Raw genomic sequence first — 23,015 nt, forward strand, 5'->3', positions numbered from 1 at the left:
GACATCCTGAGCTCGGACACCTCGGGCCCGGACACCCTGGGCCCGGACACCTGAGTCCGGCTGGGCCCGGACAAACCGCCATCCTGACGCCCGAGAGCCCTATCTCGATTCATCTAGTGGGTAATTGTCGTTAGCTCAGCGTGCAGAGGATCGATTAGGCCACAACTGCGGCACGTCGGTCACATCTGTGAAACCATAGGTCCCATGTCTGCGCCCCAACCGACCATGCGGCCAGTGGCCCCGGTGGTTGAGGGTGTTCCGGAGCTTCTGMTGGTCGCGCGGCTGCACGTCGACCTGCTCCGGGTAGCCAGCGCCTGCTGTCGTCGCGCCTGCTGACCCCGCCGTCCCCTTTCGCCGGTCACGGCCCAGTCTCCCTGGGTCCGTCGTGCCCGCCGGGACGTTCCCGGATCCTGGCGCCGTCCAGCCGTTCGGCGCTCCGTCACCCGCGTCGCGAGAGATCAGATGACTTCTCCTGCACGGCCCGCACGCCCGGCCCGCCCGAAGGGCCAGGGCCAGTGGGCCCTTGGCTACACCGAGCCGCTCAACGCCAACGAGCGGATGAAGAAGGACCAGGGCGGCCTCGAGGTCCGTGACCGGATTCTCAACCGCTACCCCTACACCGGATTCGACAGCATCGACCCGCAGGACCTGCGTGGCCGGTTCCGCTGGTGGGGTCTTTACACCCAGCGCAAGCCCGGCATCGACGGTGGCCGCACCGCGATCCTGGAGCCCGAGGAGATCGAGGACTCCTACTTCATGCAGCGGATCCGCCTCGACGGCGGACGGATGACGTCCGACCAGCTGCGGGTGATCGGCGATATCTCGACGCGCTACGGCCGGGACGTCGCCGACGTCACCGACCGGCAGAACATCCAGCTGCACTGGATCCGCATCGAGGACGTCCCCGCGATCTGGGGCGCGCTTGAGGGCGCCGGCATGACCACCGAGGAGTCCTGCGGCGACACCCCGCGCGTCATGGTCGGCTGCCCGGTGGCCGGCGTCGACAGCGACGAGATCATCGACGCCACCCCGGCGATCGAGGAGACCGTGCGCCGCTTCGTGGGCGACCCGTCGCTGGCGAACCTGCCGCGCAAGTTCAAGACGGCGATGTCGGGGTGCGCCGACCAGTGCACGCTCCACGAGATCAACGACGTCGCCTTCGTCGGCGTCGTCCATCCCGAACTCGGCCCCGGCTACGACCTGTGGGTCGGCGGTGGCCTGTCCACCAACCCGAAGCTGGCCGTCCGGCTCGGAACGTTCGTGCAGCCGGACCGGGTCGCCGAGGTCTGGCACGGCGTGGCCTCGCTGTTCCGTGACTATGGCTACCGGCGGATGCGTACCCGCGCCCGCCTGAAGTTCCTGGTCGACGACATGGGCGCCGAGTGGGTGCGGGCCACCCTCGAGAAGGAGTACCTGGACACGCCGCTGCCGGACGGCCCGCCGCCGGCGCCGCCGCGCTCCGAAGGGCGCGACCACGTCGGTATCAACCGGCAGACGGACGGCAGGTTCGCCGTCGGCTTCGCGCCGCGCGCCGGCCGGCTCACCGGGACGGCGCTGACGGCCGTCGCGAACCTCGCCGACCAGTACGGCCAGGGCCACATCCGCGCCACCACGACGCAGAAGCTGGTCATCCTCGGCGTCGCCGAGAGCGACGTGCCGGCGCTGGAGGCGGCGCTCGCCGAGCTCGACCTGGTCGCGCGCCCGAGCGTGTTCCGTCAGGGCACGATGGCCTGCACCGGCATCGAGTTCTGCAAGCTCGCGATCGTCGAGACCAAGGCCAACGCCGCCGCCCTCATCGAGGAGCTGGAGCGGCGGCTGCCGGAGTTCGACGAGCCGATCGGGATCAACATCAACGGCTGCCCGAACGCCTGCGCCCGTTTCCAGGTCGCCGACATCGGCCTGAAGGGGTCGCTCGTGCCCGGGCCGGACGGCGAGATGGTCGAGGGCTTCCAGCTGCACCTCGGCGGCCACCTCGGCACCCGCTCGAGGCTGGGCCGCAAGTCGCGCGGCCTGAAGATCACCTCGGGCGAGCTGGTCGACTACGTCGTCGGGCTGCTGAAGACCTACCAGGCCGACCGCGCCGACGGCGAGGCGTTCGCCGACTGGGTCGAGCGAGCGGACGAGTCGATCCTCACCCACGACGCGGTCATGGCGCACCCGTGAGTCGGACCTCCCAGACCGGCTCCGCCGGCCCGGCAGGGACCCCGGGTCGCGCGGTTCCGTTCTACTGCCCGTACTGCGGCGAAGAGGACCTCGTTCCCGATGTCCCGGAAGGCGCGACCGGCGAGGGGCACGGCCACTGGGCCTGTCGGGCGTGCCAGCGCTCCTTCCGGCTGAGCCTCACGGCGCTCGCCAGCGCCACCACGATCACCAGCGCCACCACGATCACCGGCACCACCCCTGGCGCCACTGGCACCCCCCGCACCACTGGCACGACCGCACCGGAGGAGAACGGCTGATGGACGCCGGACTGAAGACCCGCGCGGAGCGCGCCGGCAGGGACCTCGCCGACGCACCCGCCGAAGAGGTGCTGCAATGGGCCGTCGACGAGTTCGGCACGAAGCTCGTCGTCGCCGCCTCGATGGCCGAGGCTGTCCTCGTCGACATGCTCGCGAAGATCCGGTCCGACGTGCCGGTCGTCTTCATCGACACCGGCTACCACTTCGCCGAGACGGTCGGGACCCGCGACGCGGTGGCCGCCACCTACAACCTGCCGCTGATCAGCGTCCGGCCGCAGCTGACCGTCGCCGGCCAGGACGCCGTCCACGGCAAGGACCTGTACGCCAGCGACCCGGACCTGTGCTGCCGGATGCGCAAGGTCGTCCCGCTGGACCGGGCGCTCGCCCCGTACAAGGCGTGGGCGGCCGGGTCACGGCGGGCCGAGTCGGCCGGCCGCCGCGCTCTGCCGGTCGTCGGCTGGGACGAGCGCCGCGGCAAGGTGAAGATCCATCCGCTCGCGACCTGGACGGACGAGGACGTCGAGCGTTACGTCGCCGAGAACAACGTGATCGTCAACCCGCTGCTCTCCGACGGCTACGAGTCGGTCGGCTGCTGGCCCTGCACCCAACGCGGCGCCGGCCGCGCCGGCCGCTGGGCCGGCAGCACCAAGACCGAGTGCGGAATCCATTAGCTGAGATAGCGGAACGGCGGCTGGTCGGTGCTGCGGTGCCCTAGGTCGGTAACGTTCCGTGGGTGGCCAGTGGGGGGTCGGGTGGCGGCGGAGGGTCGCCGCGCCCTGGCGGTGCGGGGGCGGGGCGCCGCGGCCATGTCTGGCTGGTGGGCGCGGGCCCCGGTGACCCTGGCCTGATCACTGTGCGTGGCGCCGAGCTGCTGGCGGGTGCCGACGTGATCGTCAGCGACCTGGCGGCGGACGCCCCGTTGCACGGCTACACCCGCGCCAGCGCCGAGATCGTGCGCGTCGGCCCTGATGGCGACGCGCACGGCCAGGACGAGGTGAACGCGGTGCTGGTCGACCGCGCGCGGCGCGGCGCCCGGGTGGTGCGGCTCAAGGTGGGCGACCCCTACCTGCTGGGCCGGGGCGGCGAGGAGTCCGAGGCGTGCGCCGCCGCTGGGATCGGCGTGACAGTCGTGCCGGGAGTGTCGTCCGCGCTCGCCGGCCCGGCCTATGCCGGGATTCCGGTCACCCACCGGGGCATCGCCCAGGATGTCGCGATCATCGCCGGCCACCTGCCGCCCGGCCATCCGGACTCGACCGTCGACTGGTCGGCGCTCGTCTCGCCATCGCTCACCGTCGTGATCATGATGGGCGTCGCGCACCTGGTCGCGATCGCGGACGCGCTGTTGGCGGCCGGCCGAGATCCGAGCACACCGGTCGCCGTGGTCGAGCGCGCCACCACCGTCTCCCAGCGAGTGCTGCGCACCACACTGGATTCGCTGGGCGCGGACGCGGTCGAGACGGGAGTGCGCTCGCCGGCCGTGATCGTCGTCGGCGATGTCGCGGCGCGCATCGACGCCCGCGGCACGGCTTCCCGACCCGCGTCGGCGCGCCTCGCCGCGACCCGCCTCGCGGCTCCGGGTGGGACGAGGCCACGGCCGCAGGCAGGGCCGGGGCTCGCCGGCGGCCGGGGCGGCGGGTGGAAGGAACACGACGACGTGGACGGGCGGGACGGGCGGGACGGCCGGGACGAGCGCGGTGGTCAGCCGGAGTTCGGAGGCCAGCCGGAGCACGTTAACCGGCCGGAGTACGCCGGCCAGCCGGAGCGGTTGGCGCTGCCCGCGCCGCCGGTGAACGGCGCCACCGGTCCACTGGCCGGCGTGCGGGTGCTGGTGCCGCGTACCAGGGACCGCCCCGGCCTGCTCGCGCGCGACCTGCGACGCCAGGGCGCCGACGTGGTCGAGACGGTGGTGTCGCGCCTGTCGCCGGTGCCGGACGCGGGCGCGCTGCTGGAGGCGCTGCCGGGTGCGGACTCGCTGGTCCTCGCCGACAAGGACGAGGTGGGTGCCGTGGTCACCCTGCTGCGTGGCGCCGGGCATGACGTACGGGCGCTGGCCGGTCTCACGCTGGTGTCCGCGTCCGAGTCGGCCGCGACGGCCCTGGACGCGCTTGGGCTCGCCAGCGTCCGCTCCTCGGCCGAGGTACGGGTGGCGCATGTGGTCGTCACCGACATTCCGGTGACCGGCCTGCGGGTCGCCGTCTGCGCCGCCGCGGCGCCTCCGATGGGCGTCCGGACCGTCCGCAGGATCACCCTGCAGACCGACATCCCGGCGGAGCCGGACCCGATGATCGCGGAAGAGCTGCGCCGCGGCACGCTGCACGCCGTCGCGTTCGCGTCGTCCACGGCCGCCCGGATCACCGCCGATCTCTATGGCCCGTTGCCGCCCGGCCTCCTGGTGGCCGCCATGGGCCGGCGAACGGTCGTCGCCTGCGGCCAGGCCGGCATCCGCGTCGACGCGGTCGCCGACGAGCCCGGCATCGCCGGCCTCGTGGCCGCTCTCTGCCGGCTGGCGGCCGAGGACGACCGTCGGCCGTGACCGCTTCTGGCCGGCACGGCGTGCGCCGGAGCCGGCCCTTGATCACCGCTGACGTGTTGTCGCGGTCGCGGATTTGGTGAAATCACTACCGCGACGACACGATCGCGACGATCATGAATGGCTGTTGGGGGCGGTCTCGGGGAGACGGTCGGCGATGCGGGCCCGGACCGTCGCGACGACCCCGGGATGCAGGCCGAGCGGCTCGGTCACCGTCCAGGTGGTGTGTGGATGCCTCGCCTGTGCCGCCGCCAGTGCGTCCGGAATGTCCCGCGCGGTGTGCTTTCCCGCGAACAGGAAGAATGGATGCGCGACGATCTCGGTGCATCCGGCCGCTACCAGCGCGGCATACCCGTCCGCGATATCCGGCCGGAGTACGTCGAGAAAGGCTGGTTCCACCRCGGCCCACGCCGGGGACGTCTCGGCGGTCACCGTCGGCTCGCCCGCCAGCGCCGCCGCGAGGGTCCGCACGGTCGCGTTGGCCTCTTCCCGTCGCGACCCATGCCCGATGACCAGCAGCCCACGCATGCCCCTAGTCTGCGCCGTGCCCGCACGGAGCGTGCCGTCTAAACGGTGCCGTCGTCGGAGCTGTGGCCGGGGAAGACCTTCGCGGTGGGGTCGATGACCGGGGCCGCGTTGTTGACGGCGGTCGCGACCTCGCCGAAGCCGGTGGCGATCAGGCGGACCTTGCCGGGGTACTCGGTGATGTCACCCGCGGCGAAGATGCGCTCGACGCCGGTGTACATCGTCGTGTCCACCACGATGTGCCGCTTGTCGATGTTGAGGCCCCAGCGGGTGAGCGGGCCGAGGTCGGCGGTGAAGCCGAGCGCGGCGACGACGGCCTGAGCCTCGCGGACCTGGCGCTCGCCGGTCTTGCTGTGGACCAGCTCGACCTTCTCGATCCGCTCGTCGCCGCTGATGGTGGCGACCTCGGTGAAGGTCAGCACCTCGCAGGAGGAGGCGTGCACCCGGTCGACGGTGTGCTGGTGGGCGCGGAACTTGTCCCGGCGGTGYACGACCGTGACCGACTTCGCCAGGGGCTCCAGCGCCAGTGCCCAGTCGAACGCGCTGTCGCCGCCGCCGACCACCACGACGTCGAGGCCGCGGTAGTCGTCGAGGCGGGGCACGAAGTACACCAGGCCGCGGCCCAGGTGCTCGATGCCGGTCGGCAGCGGGCGCGGGGTGAAGGTGCCGAGGCCGCCGGTGATGACGATGACCTTGGCGCGGACCTTCAGGCCCTGCGCGCTGGTGACCAGGACGGCGTCTGGTTCGTGCTCGATCTCGGCGGCCTGCTGGTCGAGCAGGTAGGTCGGGTTGAACGGGGCCACCTGCTCGACGAGCGCGTTGACGAGCTCACGCCCGCGCACCGCCGGGAAGCCCGCGACGTCGTAGATGACCTTCTCCGGGTACATCGCGGTCACCTGGCCGCCGGGCTCGGGAAGCGAGTCCATCAGCGCGACCGACATGCCGCGGAAGCCCGCGTAGTAGGCGCCAAACAGCCCGGCCGGGCCGGCTCCGACGATGAGCATGTCGACCGAATGGTCGACGGACGTGTCACCCATGGCGTATCTCCATCCGCTGGCACCCGGGCCCCGGCCCTGAGGATCAATGCGGGCCCAAGGCGGGCCCGGACTACCGGTGGCCCGACCGTGCCATGGGGGCAACGCTCCGGCCTGGCAGAGTCCTTCCGCCGGCCGAGCCCCAGGCCACGGTTCGATGCCACTGGAGTACTCCTGGGCCCTCATACTGCCCGACGCCCGGGTCACGTGCCCTGATCCGGCTTGTCGGAGAGTCGGGGGGAAGCGCTGGACGCGCTCCCCCCGTGTCGGGTGCTGGGCGCCCTCTCCGGGTGGTTCCGGGCCCTGGCACATGGCGGTGGTAGGGCTTGGGCCGAGCTGACGACGTGGCTGGGTTGGCGCTGCGCCGATGCGTTGTCACCAGGTGTAGGTGAGCTTCGCTTGCTGGTCGCCGGAACGGTGTCGCGGGCTGCCGCGCGGCTGGCATACGAGCCCATGGCTGGCATACGACGAGTCCATGGGATGTCTGCCGGCGGTCGGCGGTCGGCGGTCGGCGGTCGGCGGTGGGCGGTGGTTGGCGGTGGTTGGCGGACTGTGATAGGCGGACTGTGATAATCGTCGCGCCGTTTGCCCGGGAAAGGTCAGAACTTAGACAAGTTGACGGGGCCCGCTGGCCGGCGGGTTACCGTCGGCCAGTACGAGGCCAGAGGTCCCAGGATCATGGACTCGGAACGTGGGTCCCGCGGCCTCCGAAGTCTCGAGCCGCCGGAGAGTCGAACGGCATGCGATCCGGATCATGGTACAGATGCCGGGACGATCGTGGACGATAGAATGAGGTCGACGAGCGGGGTGGCAGTGTCGGAACGATCGGTCTGGACGGAGCGGTCCGCGGGCCCACCGGTTCCCGGTGAGCCGCTGCGCTCCTCCGACCCGCGCATGATCGGCCGGTACGAGCTGTTGAGCCGGCTCGGCGCCGGCGGGATGGGCGCCGTCTATCTCGCCCGGGACGCCAGCGGCCGACGGGTCGCGATCAAGGTGATCCGTGGCGAGCTCGCCAACGACCCGGAGTTCCGGGCCCGCTTCGGCGACGAGGTGACGGCCGCCCGGCGGGTCGCGCCCTTCTGTACCGCGGAGGTGCTCGACGCCGACCCGGACGCCCGGCAGCCGTACCTCGTCACCGAGTACATCGACGGCAAGCGGCTCGACACGGTCGTCGAGGAGTCCGGCCCGCTCGGCAAGTCCACGCTGCAGGGTGTCGCCATCGGCGTGGCCAGCGCGCTGACCGCGATCCACGGTGCCGGGATCGTGCACCGCGACCTCAAGCCGAGCAACGTCATGCTGTCCTACTCGGGCCCGCGGGTGATCGACTTCGGGATCGCCCGCGCGCTGGACGCGGTCGCGAACCGTACCCGTTCCGGCATCGTGCTCGGGTCGCTCGGCTGGATGGCCCCCGAGCAGATGGAGGGCAGCCCGGTCGGGCCAGCCACCGACATCTTCGCCTGGGGCCTGCTGATCGGCTACGCCTCGACGGGCGTCCACCCGTACGGCGAGGGCACCTTCTACGAGATCTCCGAACGGGTGCTCGTCGGCAAACCCGACCTTTCCGGCCTCCCGTCCGACCTGCGCCCCGTCGTCGCCGCGACACTGGGCCGCGACCCGCGGCTGCGGCCGTCGGCGGACCAGATCCTGCTGACGCTGCTCGGGGAGACCGGGCGGGGCAACGTCCGGGCGGCCGCGACCCGGGTGCTCGGCGGCACGTGGCCGGGCGTCGAGCAGGGCGCCGCCGGGCTCGACCCGACCCGGATCGGCGGCCCTACGGAGGCCCCCGCGCGCCAGGGCGGTGCCGGTGCGGCTCGGCCGGGCGCGCGGGAGCGGCCCGGCGCGGCCGCCGGTTACGGCGGCTACCAGGGCGGGCAGGCGCCCGCCCCTCGCCAGCCCGCTGGCTACGCCGGTGACGGCCGCTACGGCCAGCCCGGGGATTCTCGCGTCGGCGGCAGGCAGGGCGCCGGCTACGCGGGTGGCGCGGGCGGTGCCGTGGACAGGGCCGGGCGAGACGCTGGCCGTAAGGCCCGCGGCGGTGGCTACATCCGCTACGAGGAGCCCCCGGCCCCCGCGCCCGCCCCGCCGGCCCGGCGGCCGGCCGCCCGTGAGCCGGCGCCCTACCGGCCCCCATACCAGCCGCCGGCGCCCGCGCCGGCCCGTCCGGCGCCGCCAGCGCCGCCGCCCGCTCCCGCGCCGGTGCAGCGCCGTGAGCGCGCCCCTCGCCGCCGTCGCGGTTTCCGGCTCCGGATCCCGTTCAAGAAGACGATCCTCTTTGTGCTGATCGTCCTGCTTCTGCTCTCGGCGGCCGATCGGATCGCGAGCGCGATCGACAAGCAGCGCCAAGCGGTCTGGGACCGTGTCGTGAATCGGGTGGAGCAGCAGTTCGACGAATGGCGCGGCAACGCGACCAAGGACCTGCCGGGTCAGGTGGGCGACCTGCCCGGGCAGGTGCGGGACCGGTTCGAGGACAGGGCCACCAGCGGCTCGCCGTCGGCTGGGACGCCCTGAGAGTTCCTGCGCTGGRTGACGACAGTCCAGACAGAAAGTGTTCTGGGCGCATGATGAAGGCGCCTGGCAGGTACAACCCCGTCATGGCGAACTTCACGCAGCGGGTCTCGGAGATGCTGCACAACCCGAAGACCCAGGAGATGATCAACAAGGTCAAGTCTCAGGCTACGAAGCCGGAGAACAAGGCGAAGATCACGCAGTTCAAGGACAAGTTCCGCAACCGCGGCTCGTCCTCAGGTAGCGGCTCGTCCTCTGGCCACAGCGGCCCCGGTTATTGATCTTGCCAGGGTGTGGCTCCGGCGGCCCCGGCTGCGTTGGTCTGGGTTCGTAACGGTACGCATTCGTCACTGAGCTGGGTGCGGAGGCGCGCCTCGCGGAGGCCCTGCCCACGAGCGAAGCGATGTGGGTGGGGCCGCAGCGAGGTCGCCGGAGCGCCCGTGAGCGGAGAAGGACGCGGCGCGAAGGTCCCTTCCCGAAGCGAAGCGAGGGAAGGGGCCGTAGCGCCGCGCCCGGACGGAGCGAACCATGAAATAGCATCTGGCCGATGAGCGAGATCCGATCCCTGCTGGCCCGGGCCGCCGACGGCGGCCGGATCACGCCCGACGAGGCGCTGCTGCTCTACACGCAGGCGCCGCTGCACGAACTCGGGCAGGCCGCGGACGCCGTGCGTCGGCGCCGCTTCCCGGACGGCATCGCGACCTACATCATCGACCGCAACATCAACTACACCAACGTCTGTGTGACCGCCTGCAAATTCTGCGCCTTCTACCGGGCCCCGAAACACCCGGAAGGCTGGGTCCGCGACGTCGACGACATCGTCGCCAAGTGCGGCGAGGCGGTCGAGCTGGGCGCCACCCAGATCATGCTGCAGGGCGGTCACCATCCGGACTTCGGCATCGAGTGGTACGAGAGCGCCTTCTCCGCCATCAAGGCCGCGTATCCACAGCTGGCGCTGCACTCGCTCGGCGCGAGCGAGGTCGTGCACATCGGCCGCACCTCCGGGCTGACGCACGAGCAGGTCATCGTCCGGCTGCGCGAGGCGGGCCTGGACAGCTTCGCCGGCGCGGGCGCCGAGATCCTCACCGAGCGTCCTCGGGCCGCGATCGCCCCGCTCAAGGAGGCCGGCCACGTCTGGCTGTCGGTCATGGAGACCGCTCACGGCCTTGGCCTGGAGTCGACGGCGACGTTCATGATGGGCACCGGCGAGACCAACGCCGAGCGCATCGAACACATGYGGATGATCCGTGACGTCCAGGACCRCACCGGTGGATTCCGCTCGTTCATCCCGTGGACCTACCAGCCGGAGAACAATCACCTGCGCGGTCGCACCCAGGCGACGACGTTCGAGTACCTGCGCCTGGTCGCCGTCGCGCGGCTGTTCTTCGACAACGTCGCCCACCTGCAGGGCTCGTGGCTCACGACCGGCAAGGAGGTCGGCCAGCTCACGCTGCACATGGGCGCCGACGACCTGGGCTCGGTGATGCTCGAGGAGAACGTGGTCTCCTCCGCCGGCGCGCGGCACCGCACCAACCGGTCCGAGCTGATCCACCTGATCCGTGCGGCCGACCGGATCCCCGCCCAGCGCGACACCCTCTACAACCACCTGGTCGTCCACCGCGACCCGGCCGACGACCCGCTCGACGAGCGCGTCGCCTCGCACTTCTCCTCCACCGCCCTCCCGCTCGTCCAGGCGAGCTGACCGCCGTGGCGGCGGCGCAAGGCGATCCCGACGTGGCCGCGCGGCCCGCGCCCGCGGCCGCGACCGACGCGCACGAACCGCCCGGCGAGGCCGACCTGCCGGAGCAGGTGCCGGCGTCGACTTCGGCTTCGGGCAGGGGCAGGGGCGGGCGCGCCGGGCTGGACAAGCGGCCCGACGAGGTCGCGGCGATGTTCGACCAGGTGGCCCGGCGCTACGACGTGACCAACGCGGTGCTCTCGGCCGGGATGGACCGCGGCTGGCGCAGGGCCACCGCGAAGGCGCTACGTMTTGAACCGGGCCAGCTGGTTCTCGATCTCGCGGCCGGCACCGCCACCTCGTCGCGCGCCTTCGCGGCGGCCGGCGTCGATGTGGTCGCCTGCGACTTCTCCGTCGGGATGCTGCGCGCCGGCCAGGCACGGCTGGCGAAGCGGCCGGCCGCGACGGGCAGCGTCGAGCTGGTCGCGGGCGACGGCCTGCGGCTGCCGTTCCCGGACGGCGCGTTCGACCGGGTGACGATCTCGTTCGGGCTGCGCAACGTCGCCGACGTGCCCCGCTGCCTGACCGAGCTGCGCCGGGTGACCCGGCCGGGCGGCCGGCTGGTCGTGTGCGAGTTCAGCCAGCCCACCTGGGGCCCGCTGCGCCGGGTCTACCTGGGCTACCTGATGCGCGCGCTGCCCGCGGTCGCCCGCCGCGTCAGCAGCAGCGCGGACTCCTACGTCTACCTGGCGGAGTCGATCCGCGCCTGGCCCGCGCAGTCCGATCTCGCCGACACGCTGCGCGCCGCCGGCTGGACGGGCGTGGGCTGGCGCAACCTCACCGGCGGCATCGTCGCCCTCCACCACGGCGACAACCAGGGGTCCATCCCGTCCTGAGGCCGCCGGCATTTGGGCGTCCGGTGTGGGGTGGGGCGCGGGGTGGGGTGTGAAGTTTTACCCGTTGCGCGGAAGCGTTATTGGGTGACGGATCGTGACGTTGATCTGACGCGGTGTCAACGTTGTCACCTCCCTGGCTCGGCCCCCGGCCGGCTGCCGCCACCTGCCCCGGCCCGGAACCACATAAAGAGGGCACTCGCGCCCGACAAGCGGGCGCTGGGGTGGGTGCTCCACGCCCACCCCCAGCGCCCGCCGCATCCTGGTTGATGCCAATGGCGGTATGAGGGCCTAGACTCGGCCGTGGCGAGACGCTCGTGAAGAAATTCACGAGCGTGTGAGGAACGCGCGGTCAACGACCGGCGAACGGCTGGAGTACGCATCRCTCCACACCCCAGGATCCGTGGTGGGACAGCGGAACCTCAAGGGAGGCGGATCGGCGTGGGACCTGCTGGAGAGTCGGTTGTCGGTGGGGAGTATCGGTGACGACGAAGACCACGACGCGGTCGGATGGCGCGACGCGCGCCGATGCCGACGTGATCGTCGTCGGTGCCGGTCCCGCGGGCTCGGCGGCCGCCTACCACCTCGCGAACACCGGCCTGGACGTGCTCCTGCTGGAGAAGGCGTCCTTTCCGCGCGACAAGGTCTGCGGGGACGGCCTGACGCCACGGGCGGTCGCGAGCCTCGTGCGGATGGGCATCGACACCGGCCCCGCCCGCCCGGCGACGGCCGGACCCACGGCATCCGGCGGAACCGACGCCGACGGCGCTGACGACGCCAGCGGCGCGCCGGCCGGAGGGACCGGGAGCGACGCGGCCGAGGCGGACTCCGGCTGGGCGCGCAACAAGGGCCTGCGGATCGTCGGCGGCGGCCTGCGCCTCGAGCTGCCATGGCCGGAGCTGGCGAGCTTTCCCGACTACGGACTGGTCCGGCCGCGCTCCGACTTCGACGAGCTGCTGGCCCGTACCGCGCAGAAGGCCGGCGCCCGGCTGCACGAGGGCACGACGGTCGCCGGCGTCGTCCGCGAGGAGCGGACCGGCCAGGTGGTCGGCGTCACGGCCCGCTCCGGCGCGGACCGCGAGCCCGTCACCTACCGCGCCCCGGTGGTCGTGGCCGCCGACGGCAACAGCGCTCGGCTCGCGCTCTCGCTGGGCATCCGCCGCCGGGACGACCGGCCGCTGGGCGTCGCGGTCCGCCGTTACTACCGCAGCCCACGCACCCATGACGACTACCTCGAGTCCCACCTGGAGCTCTGGGAGGGCAAGCCGAACGCGAGCCGGCTGCTGCCCGGCTACGGCTGGATCTTCGGCATGGGTGACGGGACGAGTAACGTCGGTCTGGGGATCCTGAACACCACCCCGGCCTTCGGTAACACCGACTACCGCGACCTGCTGCGCCGCTGGCTGTCGGCGCTGCCGCCGGAGTGGGGCTACACCGAGGACAACGCGACCGGCCCGGTCCGCGGCAGCGCGCTGCCGATGGGCTTCAACCGGACCCCGCACTACGCCGACGGCGTGCTCCTCGTCGGCGACGCGGCCGGGATGGTCAATCCCTTCAACGGCGAGGGCATCGCGTACGCGATGGAGTCCGGCGAGCTCGCCGCCGAGGTGGTCGCGCAGGCGCTGGCCAGGACGAGCGACGCCGCCAGGGAGAAGGCGCTACGCCAGTATCCCGAGGCGGTGCGGGCCCGCTACGGCGGTTACTACACGCTCGGGCGGGTCTTCGTGAACCTCATCGGCAACCCGACCGTGATGCGGGTGGCCACGAAGTACGGGCTGCCGCACCCGGTGCTGATGAGGTTCATGTTGAAGATCATGGCGAACCTCACCGATCCGCGGGGAGGTGATGCGCACGACCGGGTGATCAACGCGCTGTGCCGGCTGGCACCGAGCGCGTAGGTCCCCTGGGTGTGCGTGTAGAAAGCGAAGGCAACTCGCCCGTTGGGCGGCGGCGGGGAATCACCGCCGCGACCGGCGGGACGGCATCACCAAGACAGGCCTCCGGGGGAAGCGGTCCTGACCGGCCGGAGGCGGGGCAGGGAGCCCGGCGCACCGCCGGCCACATTTTCTCTGGGGAGAGGAGCTCGGCATGCTCTCCAACTACGTGCCGATCCTCGTCCTGATCGCGATCGCCACGGCGTTCGCGGGCGGGTCGATCGTGATCAGCATGTTGGTCGGGCCGAAGCGGTTCAACCGGGCCAAGCTCGACGCCTATGAGTGCGGTATCGAACCGGCGCCGAAGGAGGCCGGCCCCCGCCGGTTCCCGGTGAAGTTCTACCTCATCGCGATGCTCTTCATCGTGTTCGACATCGAGATCATCTTCATGTACCCGTGGGCGGTCGCCTTCGGTGGGCTCGGCGTTTTCGGGCTCGTCGAGATGGTGCTGTTCGTGGCTACGGTGTTCGTCGCCTACGCCTACATCTGGCGGCGAGGAGGCCTGGAATGGGACTAGAAGAGAAGCTGCCCGGCGGTGTGCTTCTCGCCAGCGTCGAGAAGCTCGCGGGACTGGGTCGCAAGTCGTCGCTGTGGCCGGTGACGTTCGGCCTCGCCTGCTGCGCCATCGAGATGATGGGTACCGGCGCGGCGCGGTACGACCTTGCCCGCTTCGGCATGGAGGTCTTCCGGGYGAGCCCCCGCCAGGCCGACCTGATGATCGTCGCCGGCCGGGTCAGTCAGAAGATGGCCCCCGTGCTGCGCCAGATCTACGACCAGATGGCCGAGCCCAAGTGGGTGCTGTCGATGGGCGTCTGTGCCTCCAGCGGCGGCATGTTCAACAACTACGCGATCGTGCAGGGCGTCGACCACATCGTTCCGGTCGACATGTACCTGCCCGGCTGCCCGCCGCGCCCTGAGATGCTCATGGACGCGATCATGAAGCTGCATCGGAAGATCCAGACCGGCCCGGTGAACGGCAAGCTGGACCGCACCGAGATCGGCGAGTCGCCGTACCCGAAGCCCATCGAGGTCGCGACCGCGCAGTCGGCGCTGCCGGCGGGCAGTCTCGACACTCGGACGCTGTCGGTCAACGACCGCAAGCGCTTCAGGATGCCCGCGGGCGCCCCGCTGCCGGCCGGTCGCGGGGCCGTCGAGCCCGCGGCGCTCGACGCGCGCAAGCCGGCCGCGGTCACCCCGCCGTCGGTGTTCGGCCGCCGCAAGCAGCTCCCGGTCGTCGGGCAGCCGTCGACGACCGGCAGGCTCGACGAGCTGTTCGACGCGGAGCCGACCGACGACGTACACGGGCGGGACGGCGGACCGACCACCGAGGACCTGGGCTGATGAGCGAACTGGTACCGAACGGGTCGGCGGCCGCCGACGGCCGCCGGCGCGACGCGTTCGGCGCGAAGGGCAGCGGCGACACCTCGGGCTTCGGCGGCCTCGTCGCCCCGGCGCGGGTTCTGGGCTCGAGCGAGCGGCCGTTCGGCGACGACGAGGCGGACACCGTCTACGACGCGCTGGAGCGGGCGTTCCCCGGTCTCGACGAGGCGATCGAGCGGGTCGTGTTCGACCGCGGCGAGCTGACGCTGTACGTGGGCCGCGAGCACCTGCTCGCGGTCGGGCGCTCCCTGCGGGACGACCCGGCGCTGCGCTTCGAGCTGCTGTCCTCGCTGTCCGGCGCGGACTACCTGGACGACCCGACCGGGCGCCGGCTGCACTCCGTGGTCCACCTGGTGTCGCTGACCCACCGGCGCCGGATCCGGGTGGAGGTGTCCGTGACCGCCGAGGACCCGGTGATGCCGAGCCTCACCTCGCTCTGGCCGACGGCGGACTGGCACGAGCGGGAGGCCTACGACCTCTTCGGGATCATCTACGAGGGCCACCACGCGCTGACCCGGATCATGATGCCGGACGACTGGGTGGGCCACCCGCAGCGCAAGGACTACCCGCTCGGCGGCATCCCGGTGGAGTACAAGGGCGCCCAGGTGCCCCCACCCGAGAAGCGTCGGAGCTACTCGTGACCCAGTTTTTGAACGCCCAGTGTTTGAACGAAGGTGCGTCATGACGGCCGACACGCACACCACGCCCGGGGCGAACCCCTATGAGGCTGGCTTCACCGAGGACGGCGCGAACCGGGTCTACACCGTCACCGGTGGGGACTGGGAGCAGGTGCTCGGCGCCGGTGAGGAGGGCGCCGAGCGGATCGTCATCAACATGGGCCCGCAGCACCCGTCGACGCACGGCGTCCTGCGGCTGGTCCTCGACATCGAGGGTGAGACGGTCCGCCAGACCAGACTGGTCATCGGCTACCTGCACACCGGCATCGAGAAGAGCAGCGAGTTCCGCACCTGGACGCAGGCCGTCACCTTCCTGACCAGGGCGGACTACCTCTCCCCGCTGTTCACCGAGACGGCCTACTGCCTGTCCGTGGAGCGGCTGCTCGGCGTCACCGACCAGGTACCGGAGCGGGCGACCGTCATCCGCGTCCTGGTGATGGAGCTGCAGCGCATCTCCTCGCACCTGGTGGGCCTCGCCACCTCCGGCATGGAGCTCGGCGCGACGACGGCGATGATCGTCGGCTTCCGTGAGCGCGAGAAGATCCTCGACCTGCTCGAGATGATCACTGGGCTGCGGATGAACCACGCCTACGTCCGTCCCGGCGGGCTCGCCCAGGACCTCCCGGACGGCGCCGAGCGCGCGATCCGCGAGTTCCTCGTCGACATGCCGAAGCGGATCAAGGAGTACCACCGGCTGCTGACCGGCCAGCCGATCTGGAAGAACCGGCTGATCGACGTCAACTACCTCGACGCGTCGTCCTGCCTCGCCCTCGGCATCACCGGCCCGATCCTGCGGGCCGCGGGCCTGCCCTGGGACCTGCGCAAGACCATGCCGTACTGCGGCTACGAGACGTACGAGTTCGACGTRCCGACGGCGACCGAGGCCGACTCCTTCGCGCGCTACCTGGTGCGGCTGGAGGAGATGGGCGAGTCCCTGAAGATCATCGAGCAGTGCCTGGACAGGCTCGGCAGGCTGGGCCCCGGCCCGGTCATGGTCGCGGACAAGAAGATCGCCTGGCCGGCGCAGCTGTCCATCGGGACCGACGGCATGGGCAACTCGCTCGACCACATCCGCAAGATCATGGGCACCTCGATGGAGGCCCTGATCCACCACTTCAAGCTGGTCACCGAGGGCTTCCGGGTGYCGCCGGGCCAGGTCTACACGGCCGTCGAGGGCCCGCGCGGCGAGCTCGGCGCGCACGTGGTCAGCGACGGTGGGACCAAGCCGTTCCGGGTGCATCTGCGCGACCCAAGCTTCGTGAACCTGCAGGCTGTGCCCGCGATGACCGAGGGCGGGCAGGTCGGCGACGTGATCGTCGCGGTCGCCTCGGTCGACCCGGTGCTCGGGGGAGTTGATCGTTGATGGCTGAGTCACCGCAGGCCAAGACCGGGCCGTTCACGGACGAGACCCGGGCCGCCGCCCGCGAGATCATCGCCCGCTACCCCGCGGGACGSGAGCGCTCGGCGTTGCTGCCGATGCTGCACCTGGTCCAGGCCGCGGAGGGCTGCGTCACGGCCGAGGGGGTCGACCTCTGCGCGCGCGAGATCGGGATCACCGCGGCCGAGGTCAGCGCGGTCGCGACCTTCTACACGATGTACAAGCGTCGCCCGGTCGGGGACTGGCTGGTCTCGGTCTGCACGAACCTGTCCTGCGCGCTGATGGGCGGCCAGGAGGTCTACGACCGGCTCTCGAAGAAGCTCGGCGTGGGGCATGACCAGACGACCGAGGATGGCTCGATCACGCTCGAGCACGCGGAGTGCCTGGCGGCCTGCGACTACGCCCCGGTGATGACCGTCAACTACGAGTTCTACGACGGCGTCGACGAGGGCGCGGCCGAGGGCATCGTCGACGCCCTCCAGCGTGGCGAGCGCCCCCCGCCCACCCGCGGCGGCCCGCTGTGCACGTTCGCCGAGGTCTCCCGCCAGCTCGCCGGCTTCGAGGACCCGCGGCCCGAGGGCATCGCCGGCCCCGGCTGGCTCGAGCCCTCGGTGGTGGGCCTCACCGTCGCCGAGGAGGCCGGCTGGCGGGGCGAGATCGCGCACACGGACAGGGCCGGCGGCCCGGCCGGCGCCGCGCCGGTCGAGGACGTGCTGCCGGACAAGGCGCCCGCGGACGGTGCCCGGTCCGGTGCCAGCCCGGCCGCCGGCGCCCCGACGACGACGAAGGGGGCGTGACGATGCCCGTCACCCCGGTTCTCACCGCGCGCTGGAAGGTGCCGGGCATCTGGACGCTCGACACGTTCGTGGACCACGGCGGCTACGACTCCGTGCGCGCCGCGTTCGACCTGGGCCCGGACGACATCATCAAGATGGTCAAGGACTCCGGGCTGCGCGGCCGCGGCGGCGCCGGCTTCCCGACCGGGATGAAGTGGAGCTTCATCCCGCAGGGCGACGGCAAGCCGCACTACCTGGTCATCAACGCCGACGAGGGCGAGCCGGGCACCTGCAAGGACGCCCCGCTGATGATGATCGACCCGCACTCGCTGATCGAGGGCATCATCGTCGCCTCGTACGCGGTGCGCGCCAACCGGGCGTTCGTCTACGTCCGCGGGGAGCTGGTGCACGCCGCCCGGCGGCTGCGCAACGCGGTCGCCGAGGCGTACCGGGCCGGCTACCTCGGCAAGGACATCCTGGGCAGCGGCTTCGACCTCGACCTGGTGATCCACTCCGGCGCCGGCGCGTACATCTGCGGCGAGGAGACGGCCCTGCTGGACTCGCTCGAGGGCCGGCGCGGCCAGCCGCGGCTGCGCCCGCCGTTCCCGGCGACGCACGGCCTCTACAACTCGCCAACGGTGGTCAACAACGTCGAGACGATCGCCTCGGTGCCGTTCATCGTCAACAACGGCGTCGAGTGGTTCCGCTCGATGGGCACCGAGAAGTCGCCCGGCCCCAAGATCTACAGCCTCTCGGGGCACGTCACCCGGCCCGGCCAGTACGAGGCGCCGATGGGTACCACGCTGCGCGAGCTGCTGGAGATGGCCGGCGGCATCCGCGGCGGCCGCGCGCTCAAGGCCTGGACGCCCGGTGGCTCGTCGACGCCGATGCTGACCGCCGAGCACCTCGACGTCCCGCTGGACTTCGACGGGGTGGTGGCCGCCGGCTCGCTGCTGGGCACCGCGGCACTCATGATCATGGATGACACGGTGGACATGCTCAAGGTCGTCCGCCGGCTCACCCAGTTCTACGCGCACGAGTCCTGCGGCAAGTGCACGCCGTGTCGCGAGGGCACCACCTGGATGGTGCAGATCCTGTCCCGGATGGAGCGCGGCCAGGGCGACCCGAGCGACATCAACACCCTGACCGATGCCTGCGACAACATCTTCGGCCGGGCGTTCTGCGCGCTCGCCGACGGTGCGGTCTCGCCGATCGTCTCCGGYATCAAGCACTTCCCGGAGGAGTTCGCGGCGGCGGCCCAGCCGCGGCCGGCGGACCCGGCGCAGGGCTCCAGCAACGGCGTCGCCACCGGGCCTGCCGCGCTGGCGGGAGCGCACTGACATGGGATCGTCACTGATCATGGAAGCGGTCGGAATATGACTGTCACCGCGGACGCCGCGGCCGGACCGGGCGGGCCTCCCGCCCCGCCGCCGGGCCACGTCACGCTGACCATCGACGGGCTGCCGGTCAGCGTCCCCAAGGGCACGCTGATCATCCGGGCCGCCGAGCTGCTGGGCATCGAGGTCCCGCGCTTCTGCGACCACCCGCTGCTCGACCCGGTGGGTGCCTGCCGGCAGTGCATCGTCGAGGTGGAAGGCCAGCGCAAGCCGGTCGCCTCCTGCACGACGACCGTGGCCGCCGACATGGTGGTCAGGACGCAGCTGACCTCCCCGGTCGCCGAGAAGGCGCAGGCCGGGACGATGGAGTTCCTGCTTCTCAACCACCCGCTGGACTGCCCGGTCTGCGACAAGGGCGGCGAGTGCCCGCTGCAGAACCAGGCGATGGCCAACGGTGGCAGCGAGTCCAGGTTCAAGGAGGAGAAGCGGACCTACCCGAAGCCGCTCGCCATCTCCTCGGAGATCCTGCTCGACCGGGAGCGCTGCGTGCTCTGTGCCCGCTGCACCCGGTTCTCCGAGCAGATCGCCGGTGACCCGTTCATCGAGCTGTTCGAGCGGGGCGCCGCCGAGCAGGTCGCGGTCGCGAGCGACGAGCCGTTCGCGTCCTACTTCTCCGGTAACACGGTGCAGATCTGCCCGGTCGGCGCGCTCACCAGCGCCGCCTACCGGTTCCGCTCCCGCCCGTTCGACCTGGTCTCCACGCCGACGGCGTGCGAGCACTGCGCGTCGGGCTGCTCGCTGCGCACCGACCACCGGCGCGGCACGGTGATGYGCCGCCTCGCCGGCGACGACGGCGCGGTGAACGAGGAGTGGAACTGCGACAAGGGCCGGTTCGCGTTCACCTACGCCCGCCAGGCCGACCGGCTCACCACCCCGCTCATCCGGGATGACGAGACCGGCGAGCTGGTCGAGGCGAGCTGGAGCGAGGCGCTCGAGTACGCCGCGCAGGGCCTCGCCGAGACTCGCGACCGCTACGGCGTCGGGGTGCTGGCCGGCGGCCGGCTCACCCGCGAGGACGCCTACGCCTACGCGAAGTTCGCCCGGCTGGCGCTGCGCACCAACGACATCGACTTCCGGGCCCGGCCGCACTCGGCCGAGGAGGAGGCGTTCCTCGGGCACGCGGTCGCCGGCACCGGCATCGGCGTGAGCTACGCCGACCTGGAGGCCGCCCCCGCCGTCCTGCTCGTCGCCTTCGAGCCGGAGGAGGAGTCGCCGATCGTCTTCCTGCGGCTGCGCAAGGCGGCCAAGAAGCACGGCACGGCCGTCTACGCCGTCGGCCCGGTCGCGACCCGCGCGCTCGGCAAGCTCGCCGGCACCCTGCTGCCGGTGGTGCCGGGCGGCGAGGCCGACCTGCTCGCCGGCCTCGCCGGCGGCCGGCCAGGCCCGGACGGTGAGCTCGCGGCGAGCGTCTCCGAGGCGCTGCGCGCTCCCGGCGCGGTGATCCTGGTCGGCGAGCGGGCCGTCGAGGCGCCCGGCACGCTGACCGCGGCGCTGCGCCTGGCCGAGGCGACCGGTGCCCGGCTCGGCTGGGTGCCGCGCCGGGCGGGCGAGCGCGGCGCGCTCGCCGCCGGTGCCTTCCCGTCGCTGCTTCCCGGTGGCCGCCCGGTCGCCGACCCGGCGGCGCGCGCCGAGGTCGAGGCCGTCTGGGGGGCCCCGGTTCCCGGCGCGCCCGGCCGGAGCACCGCCGAGATCCTCGCCGCCGCCGCCCTCGAGAACGCCGGGCTCGACGGCCTGGTCGTCGCCGGTGTCGACGTCGAGGACCTGCCGGACCCGGCGGCGGCGCTCCGGACGCTCGCGAGTGTGCCGTTTTTGGTCTCGCTGGAGATCCGCCGTTCGGCGGTCACCGAGGTGGCCGACGTGGTGTTCCCGGTCGCCCCGGCCGCGGAGAAGGCCGGCTCGTTCGTCGACTGGGAGGGGCGGCTGCGCCCGTTCCAGCGCGCGCTGGAGACCCAGGCGCTGCCGGACCTGCGGGTGCTGCACCTGCTGGCCGCCAAGATGGGCATCGACCTCGGCGTCGGGGACGTCGGCGCCGCGGCCCGCGAGCTCTCCGCGCTTGGCCGGGCCGGCGCCGAGGTCGCCCGGGTGCCCGCGCCCGCCGCGTCGGCCGTGGCGCCGGTCATCCCGCCGGCCGGTACGGCCGTGCTCGCGAGCTGGCACCAGCTCATCGACGACGGCGCGCTGCAGGCCGGCGAGCCCTACCTCGCCGGCACCGCCCGCCCGGCCGCGGCGCTGCTGTCGGCGGCGACCGCCGCGGAGGCGGGCGTGGCCGACGGTGGCCTGCTGACCGTCAGCACCGAGCGGGGATCGGTGACACTCCCGGTGGAGATCGCCGTCATGCCCGACCGGGTGGTCTGGGTGCCGACCCACTCACCCGGCTCGCACGTCCGCCGGGCGCTGGCCGGGTCCACCGGCGGCATCGTGAAGATCACGGTCGCCCGGGCGGCGGCGCCGGGGATGGTGCCCGCGCCCGCGGCGCCGGCGGCGACCACAACCGGAAGCACCATCACTGCCGGAGGCGGAGCATGAGCGGCTCGGTTTCCACCGTGCTGCTCGCCGCGGGCAGCACCGGCGCCGACCCGGACCTGACCAGGTTCGGCTCTGACCCCTTCTGGCTGATCCTGATCAAGGGCGTGGCGGTCTTCGCCTTCCTTATGATCATGACGCTGTTCGGCATCGTGTTCGAGCGCAAGGTCGTCGCCCGCATGCAGGTGCGGCTCGGCCCGAACCGGCACGGGCCGAAGGGCTGGCTGCAGAGCCTCTACGACGGCGTCAAGCTGATGCTGAAGGAGGACATCATCCCGGCGCTGGCCGACAAGCCGGTGTTCCTCCTCGCGCCGCTGGTGTCCGTCATCCCGGCGCTGATCGCGTTCGCGGTCATCCCGTTCGGGCCCGAGGTCTCGATCTTCGGCCACCACACGGTGCTGCAGCTCGCGGACCTGCCGGTCGGCGTGCTCTACCTGCTGTCGGCGGCGTCGCTCGGGGTGTACGGGCTGATCCTGTCCGGCTGGTCCAGCGGGTCGACGTACCCGCTGCTCGGGTCGCTGCGCTCGGCCGCGCAGATCATCTCCTACGAGATCGCGATGGGCCTGGCGTTCGTCGCCGTGTTCATGTACTCCGGGACGCTGTCGACCTCGGGCATCGTCGAGAGCCAGCACGACTGGTGGTACATCGGGCTGTTCCCGTCGTTCGTGATCTACATGATCTCGATGGTCGGCGAGACGAACCGGACGCCGTTCGACCTCCCCGAGGCCGAGGGCGAGCTGGTCGGTGGCTTCCTCACCGAGTACAGCTCGATCAAGTTCGCGTTCTTCTACCTCGCCGAGTACGTCAACCTGGTCACCGTCTCTGCGGTCATGACGACGCTGTTCCTCGGCGGCTGGCAGCCCCCGCCCATTCCGGGGCTGTCGGGGCTCGACCACGGCTGGGTCCCGCTGATCTGGTTCATCCTCAAGCTGCTGATCGTGATGTTCTTCTTCGTCTGGCTGCGCGGCACGCTGCCCCGGCTGCGCTACGACCAGTTCATGAGCTTCGGCTGGAAGATCCTCATCCCGGTCGGCCTGGTCTGGGTGCTGTTCATCGCGGCGCTGCGGACCATGCGGGACAACAACTCCTCGGGCCTGCGTCCCTGGCTGATCGCCGTGGCCGTCATCCTCGGTCTGTTCGTCGTCGCCGAGTTCGCGTTCGGTGGCCGGCGAGGCGAGATCGACGAGGACGACGACGAGGACGACCTCGGCCCGCCGAGCCTCGAACGCATCCCGTGGCCCCCGCCCGCCGAGACGGGCGCCGCGAACTCCGCCGCTTCACCCATCGTCATGCCGGCTGGCCCGCGCCAGCGTCAGGAGAGCTGAA

At 71.9% G+C, this 23,015-nt stretch carries 20 protein-coding genes; 18 read left to right on the top strand and 2 right to left on the bottom strand.

Annotated features, from left to right (window positions below):
* Window positions 1–225 precede the first annotated feature (225 nt).
* From BL253_RS45395 to cobA, 5 genes are all read left to right on the top strand, one after another.
* Entirely contained in the window at window positions 226–336 is a 111-nt protein-coding gene (locus BL253_RS45395; protein WP_420801673.1) for a putative leader peptide, read from the top strand.
* 126 nt (window positions 337–462) lie between these two features.
* Window positions 463–2,163 (top strand): nitrite/sulfite reductase, encoded by a 1,701-nt coding sequence (locus BL253_RS15640; RefSeq protein ID WP_076817599.1) that lies wholly within the window; start codon window positions 463–465, stop codon window positions 2,161–2,163.
* Complete coding sequence (locus tag BL253_RS15645; protein WP_076817601.1) at window positions 2,160–2,459, top strand: transposase; 300 nt, start codon at window positions 2,160–2,162, stop codon at window positions 2,457–2,459. The genes BL253_RS15640 and BL253_RS15645 overlap by 4 nt, the downstream gene beginning before the upstream one ends.
* The gene (locus tag BL253_RS15650; RefSeq protein ID WP_076817603.1) at window positions 2,459–3,130 is read left to right on the top strand and encodes a phosphoadenylyl-sulfate reductase; all 672 of its coding nucleotides are present in this window, start codon (window positions 2,459–2,461) and stop codon (window positions 3,128–3,130) included. Before BL253_RS15645 ends, BL253_RS15650 begins: the two co-directional genes overlap by 1 nt.
* Window positions 3,131–3,192: 62 nt before the next feature.
* Entirely contained in the window at window positions 3,193–4,992 is a 1,800-nt protein-coding gene (cobA, locus tag BL253_RS15655) for a uroporphyrinogen-III C-methyltransferase (protein ID WP_076817605.1), read from the top strand.
* Between the two features lie 111 nt (window positions 4,993–5,103).
* On the opposite strand, the gene BL253_RS15660 is transcribed toward cobA, so the two are convergent.
* Together BL253_RS15660 and BL253_RS15665 are read right to left on the bottom strand one after the other, a co-directional pair.
* Window positions 5,104–5,517 (bottom strand): sirohydrochlorin chelatase, encoded by a 414-nt coding sequence (locus tag BL253_RS15660; protein ID WP_076817607.1) that lies wholly within the window; start codon window positions 5,515–5,517, stop codon window positions 5,104–5,106.
* 38 nt (window positions 5,518–5,555) lie between these two features.
* A complete protein-coding gene (locus tag BL253_RS15665; RefSeq protein WP_076817609.1) occupies window positions 5,556–6,551 on the bottom strand; it encodes an NAD(P)/FAD-dependent oxidoreductase in 996 nt (331 codons plus the stop codon).
* Window positions 6,552–7,442: 891 nt separating this feature from the next.
* Here BL253_RS15665 and BL253_RS15670 point away from each other — a divergent pair.
* The 13 genes from BL253_RS15670 (at window position 7,443) to nuoH (ending at window position 23,014) form a co-directional block, all read left to right on the top strand.
* The gene (locus BL253_RS15670; protein ID WP_241834833.1) at window positions 7,443–9,056 is read left to right on the top strand and encodes a serine/threonine-protein kinase; all 1,614 of its coding nucleotides are present in this window, start codon (window positions 7,443–7,445) and stop codon (window positions 9,054–9,056) included.
* Window positions 9,057–9,106: 50 nt separating this feature from the next.
* Complete coding sequence (locus BL253_RS15675; protein WP_076817612.1) at window positions 9,107–9,334, top strand: hypothetical protein; 228 nt, start codon at window positions 9,107–9,109, stop codon at window positions 9,332–9,334.
* Between the two features lie 266 nt (window positions 9,335–9,600).
* Window positions 9,601–10,755 carry a cyclic dehypoxanthinyl futalosine synthase gene (gene mqnC, locus BL253_RS15680; RefSeq protein ID WP_076817614.1) on the top strand — a complete coding sequence of 385 codons (1,155 nt, stop codon included), beginning with the start codon at window positions 9,601–9,603 and terminating at the stop codon, window positions 10,753–10,755.
* A 188-nt stretch (window positions 10,756–10,943) separates the two neighbouring features.
* Window positions 10,944–11,627: a demethylmenaquinone methyltransferase gene (locus BL253_RS15685; RefSeq protein WP_241834834.1), complete on the top strand. Its 684-nt coding sequence runs from the start codon at window positions 10,944–10,946 to the stop codon at window positions 11,625–11,627.
* Window positions 11,628–12,106: 479 nt separating this feature from the next.
* Entirely contained in the window at window positions 12,107–13,522 is a 1,416-nt protein-coding gene (locus BL253_RS15690; protein WP_076817616.1) for a geranylgeranyl reductase family protein, read from the top strand.
* Window positions 13,523–13,712: 190 nt separating this feature from the next.
* On the top strand, window positions 13,713–14,075 hold the full coding sequence (locus BL253_RS15695; RefSeq protein WP_076817618.1) for an NADH-quinone oxidoreductase subunit A: 363 nt from the start codon (window positions 13,713–13,715) through the stop codon (window positions 14,073–14,075).
* On the top strand, window positions 14,066–14,899 hold the full coding sequence (locus BL253_RS45400) for a NuoB/complex I 20 kDa subunit family protein (RefSeq protein WP_076817620.1): 834 nt from the start codon (window positions 14,066–14,068) through the stop codon (window positions 14,897–14,899). Before BL253_RS15695 ends, BL253_RS45400 begins: the two co-directional genes overlap by 10 nt.
* A complete protein-coding gene (locus tag BL253_RS15705; protein WP_076817622.1) occupies window positions 14,899–15,579 on the top strand; it encodes an NADH-quinone oxidoreductase subunit C in 681 nt (226 codons plus the stop codon). Before BL253_RS45400 ends, BL253_RS15705 begins: the two co-directional genes overlap by 1 nt.
* A 40-nt stretch (window positions 15,580–15,619) precedes the next feature.
* Window positions 15,620–16,978 (top strand): NADH-quinone oxidoreductase subunit D, encoded by a 1,359-nt coding sequence (locus tag BL253_RS15710; RefSeq protein WP_076817624.1) that lies wholly within the window; start codon window positions 15,620–15,622, stop codon window positions 16,976–16,978.
* Window positions 16,978–17,790 (top strand): NADH-quinone oxidoreductase subunit NuoE, encoded by an 813-nt coding sequence (nuoE, locus tag BL253_RS15715; protein WP_076817626.1) that lies wholly within the window; start codon window positions 16,978–16,980, stop codon window positions 17,788–17,790. The genes BL253_RS15710 and nuoE overlap by 1 nt, the downstream gene beginning before the upstream one ends.
* 2 nt (window positions 17,791–17,792) lie before the next feature.
* Window positions 17,793–19,109, top strand: a complete 1,317-nt coding sequence (gene nuoF, locus BL253_RS15720; RefSeq protein WP_076817708.1) for an NADH-quinone oxidoreductase subunit NuoF — start codon at window positions 17,793–17,795, stop codon at window positions 19,107–19,109.
* Window positions 19,110–19,145: 36 nt separating this feature from the next.
* Complete coding sequence (locus tag BL253_RS15725) at window positions 19,146–21,692, top strand: NADH-quinone oxidoreductase subunit G (RefSeq protein WP_076817628.1); 2,547 nt, start codon at window positions 19,146–19,148, stop codon at window positions 21,690–21,692.
* A complete protein-coding gene (gene nuoH, locus BL253_RS15730) occupies window positions 21,689–23,014 on the top strand; it encodes an NADH-quinone oxidoreductase subunit NuoH (protein WP_076817630.1) in 1,326 nt (441 codons plus the stop codon). Before BL253_RS15725 ends, nuoH begins: the two co-directional genes overlap by 4 nt.
* Window position 23,015: the final 1 nt, after the last annotated feature.

Source organism: Pseudofrankia asymbiotica, from assembly GCF_001983105.1.
Lineage (GTDB): Bacteria > Actinomycetota > Actinomycetes > Frankiales > Frankiaceae > Pseudofrankia > Pseudofrankia asymbiotica.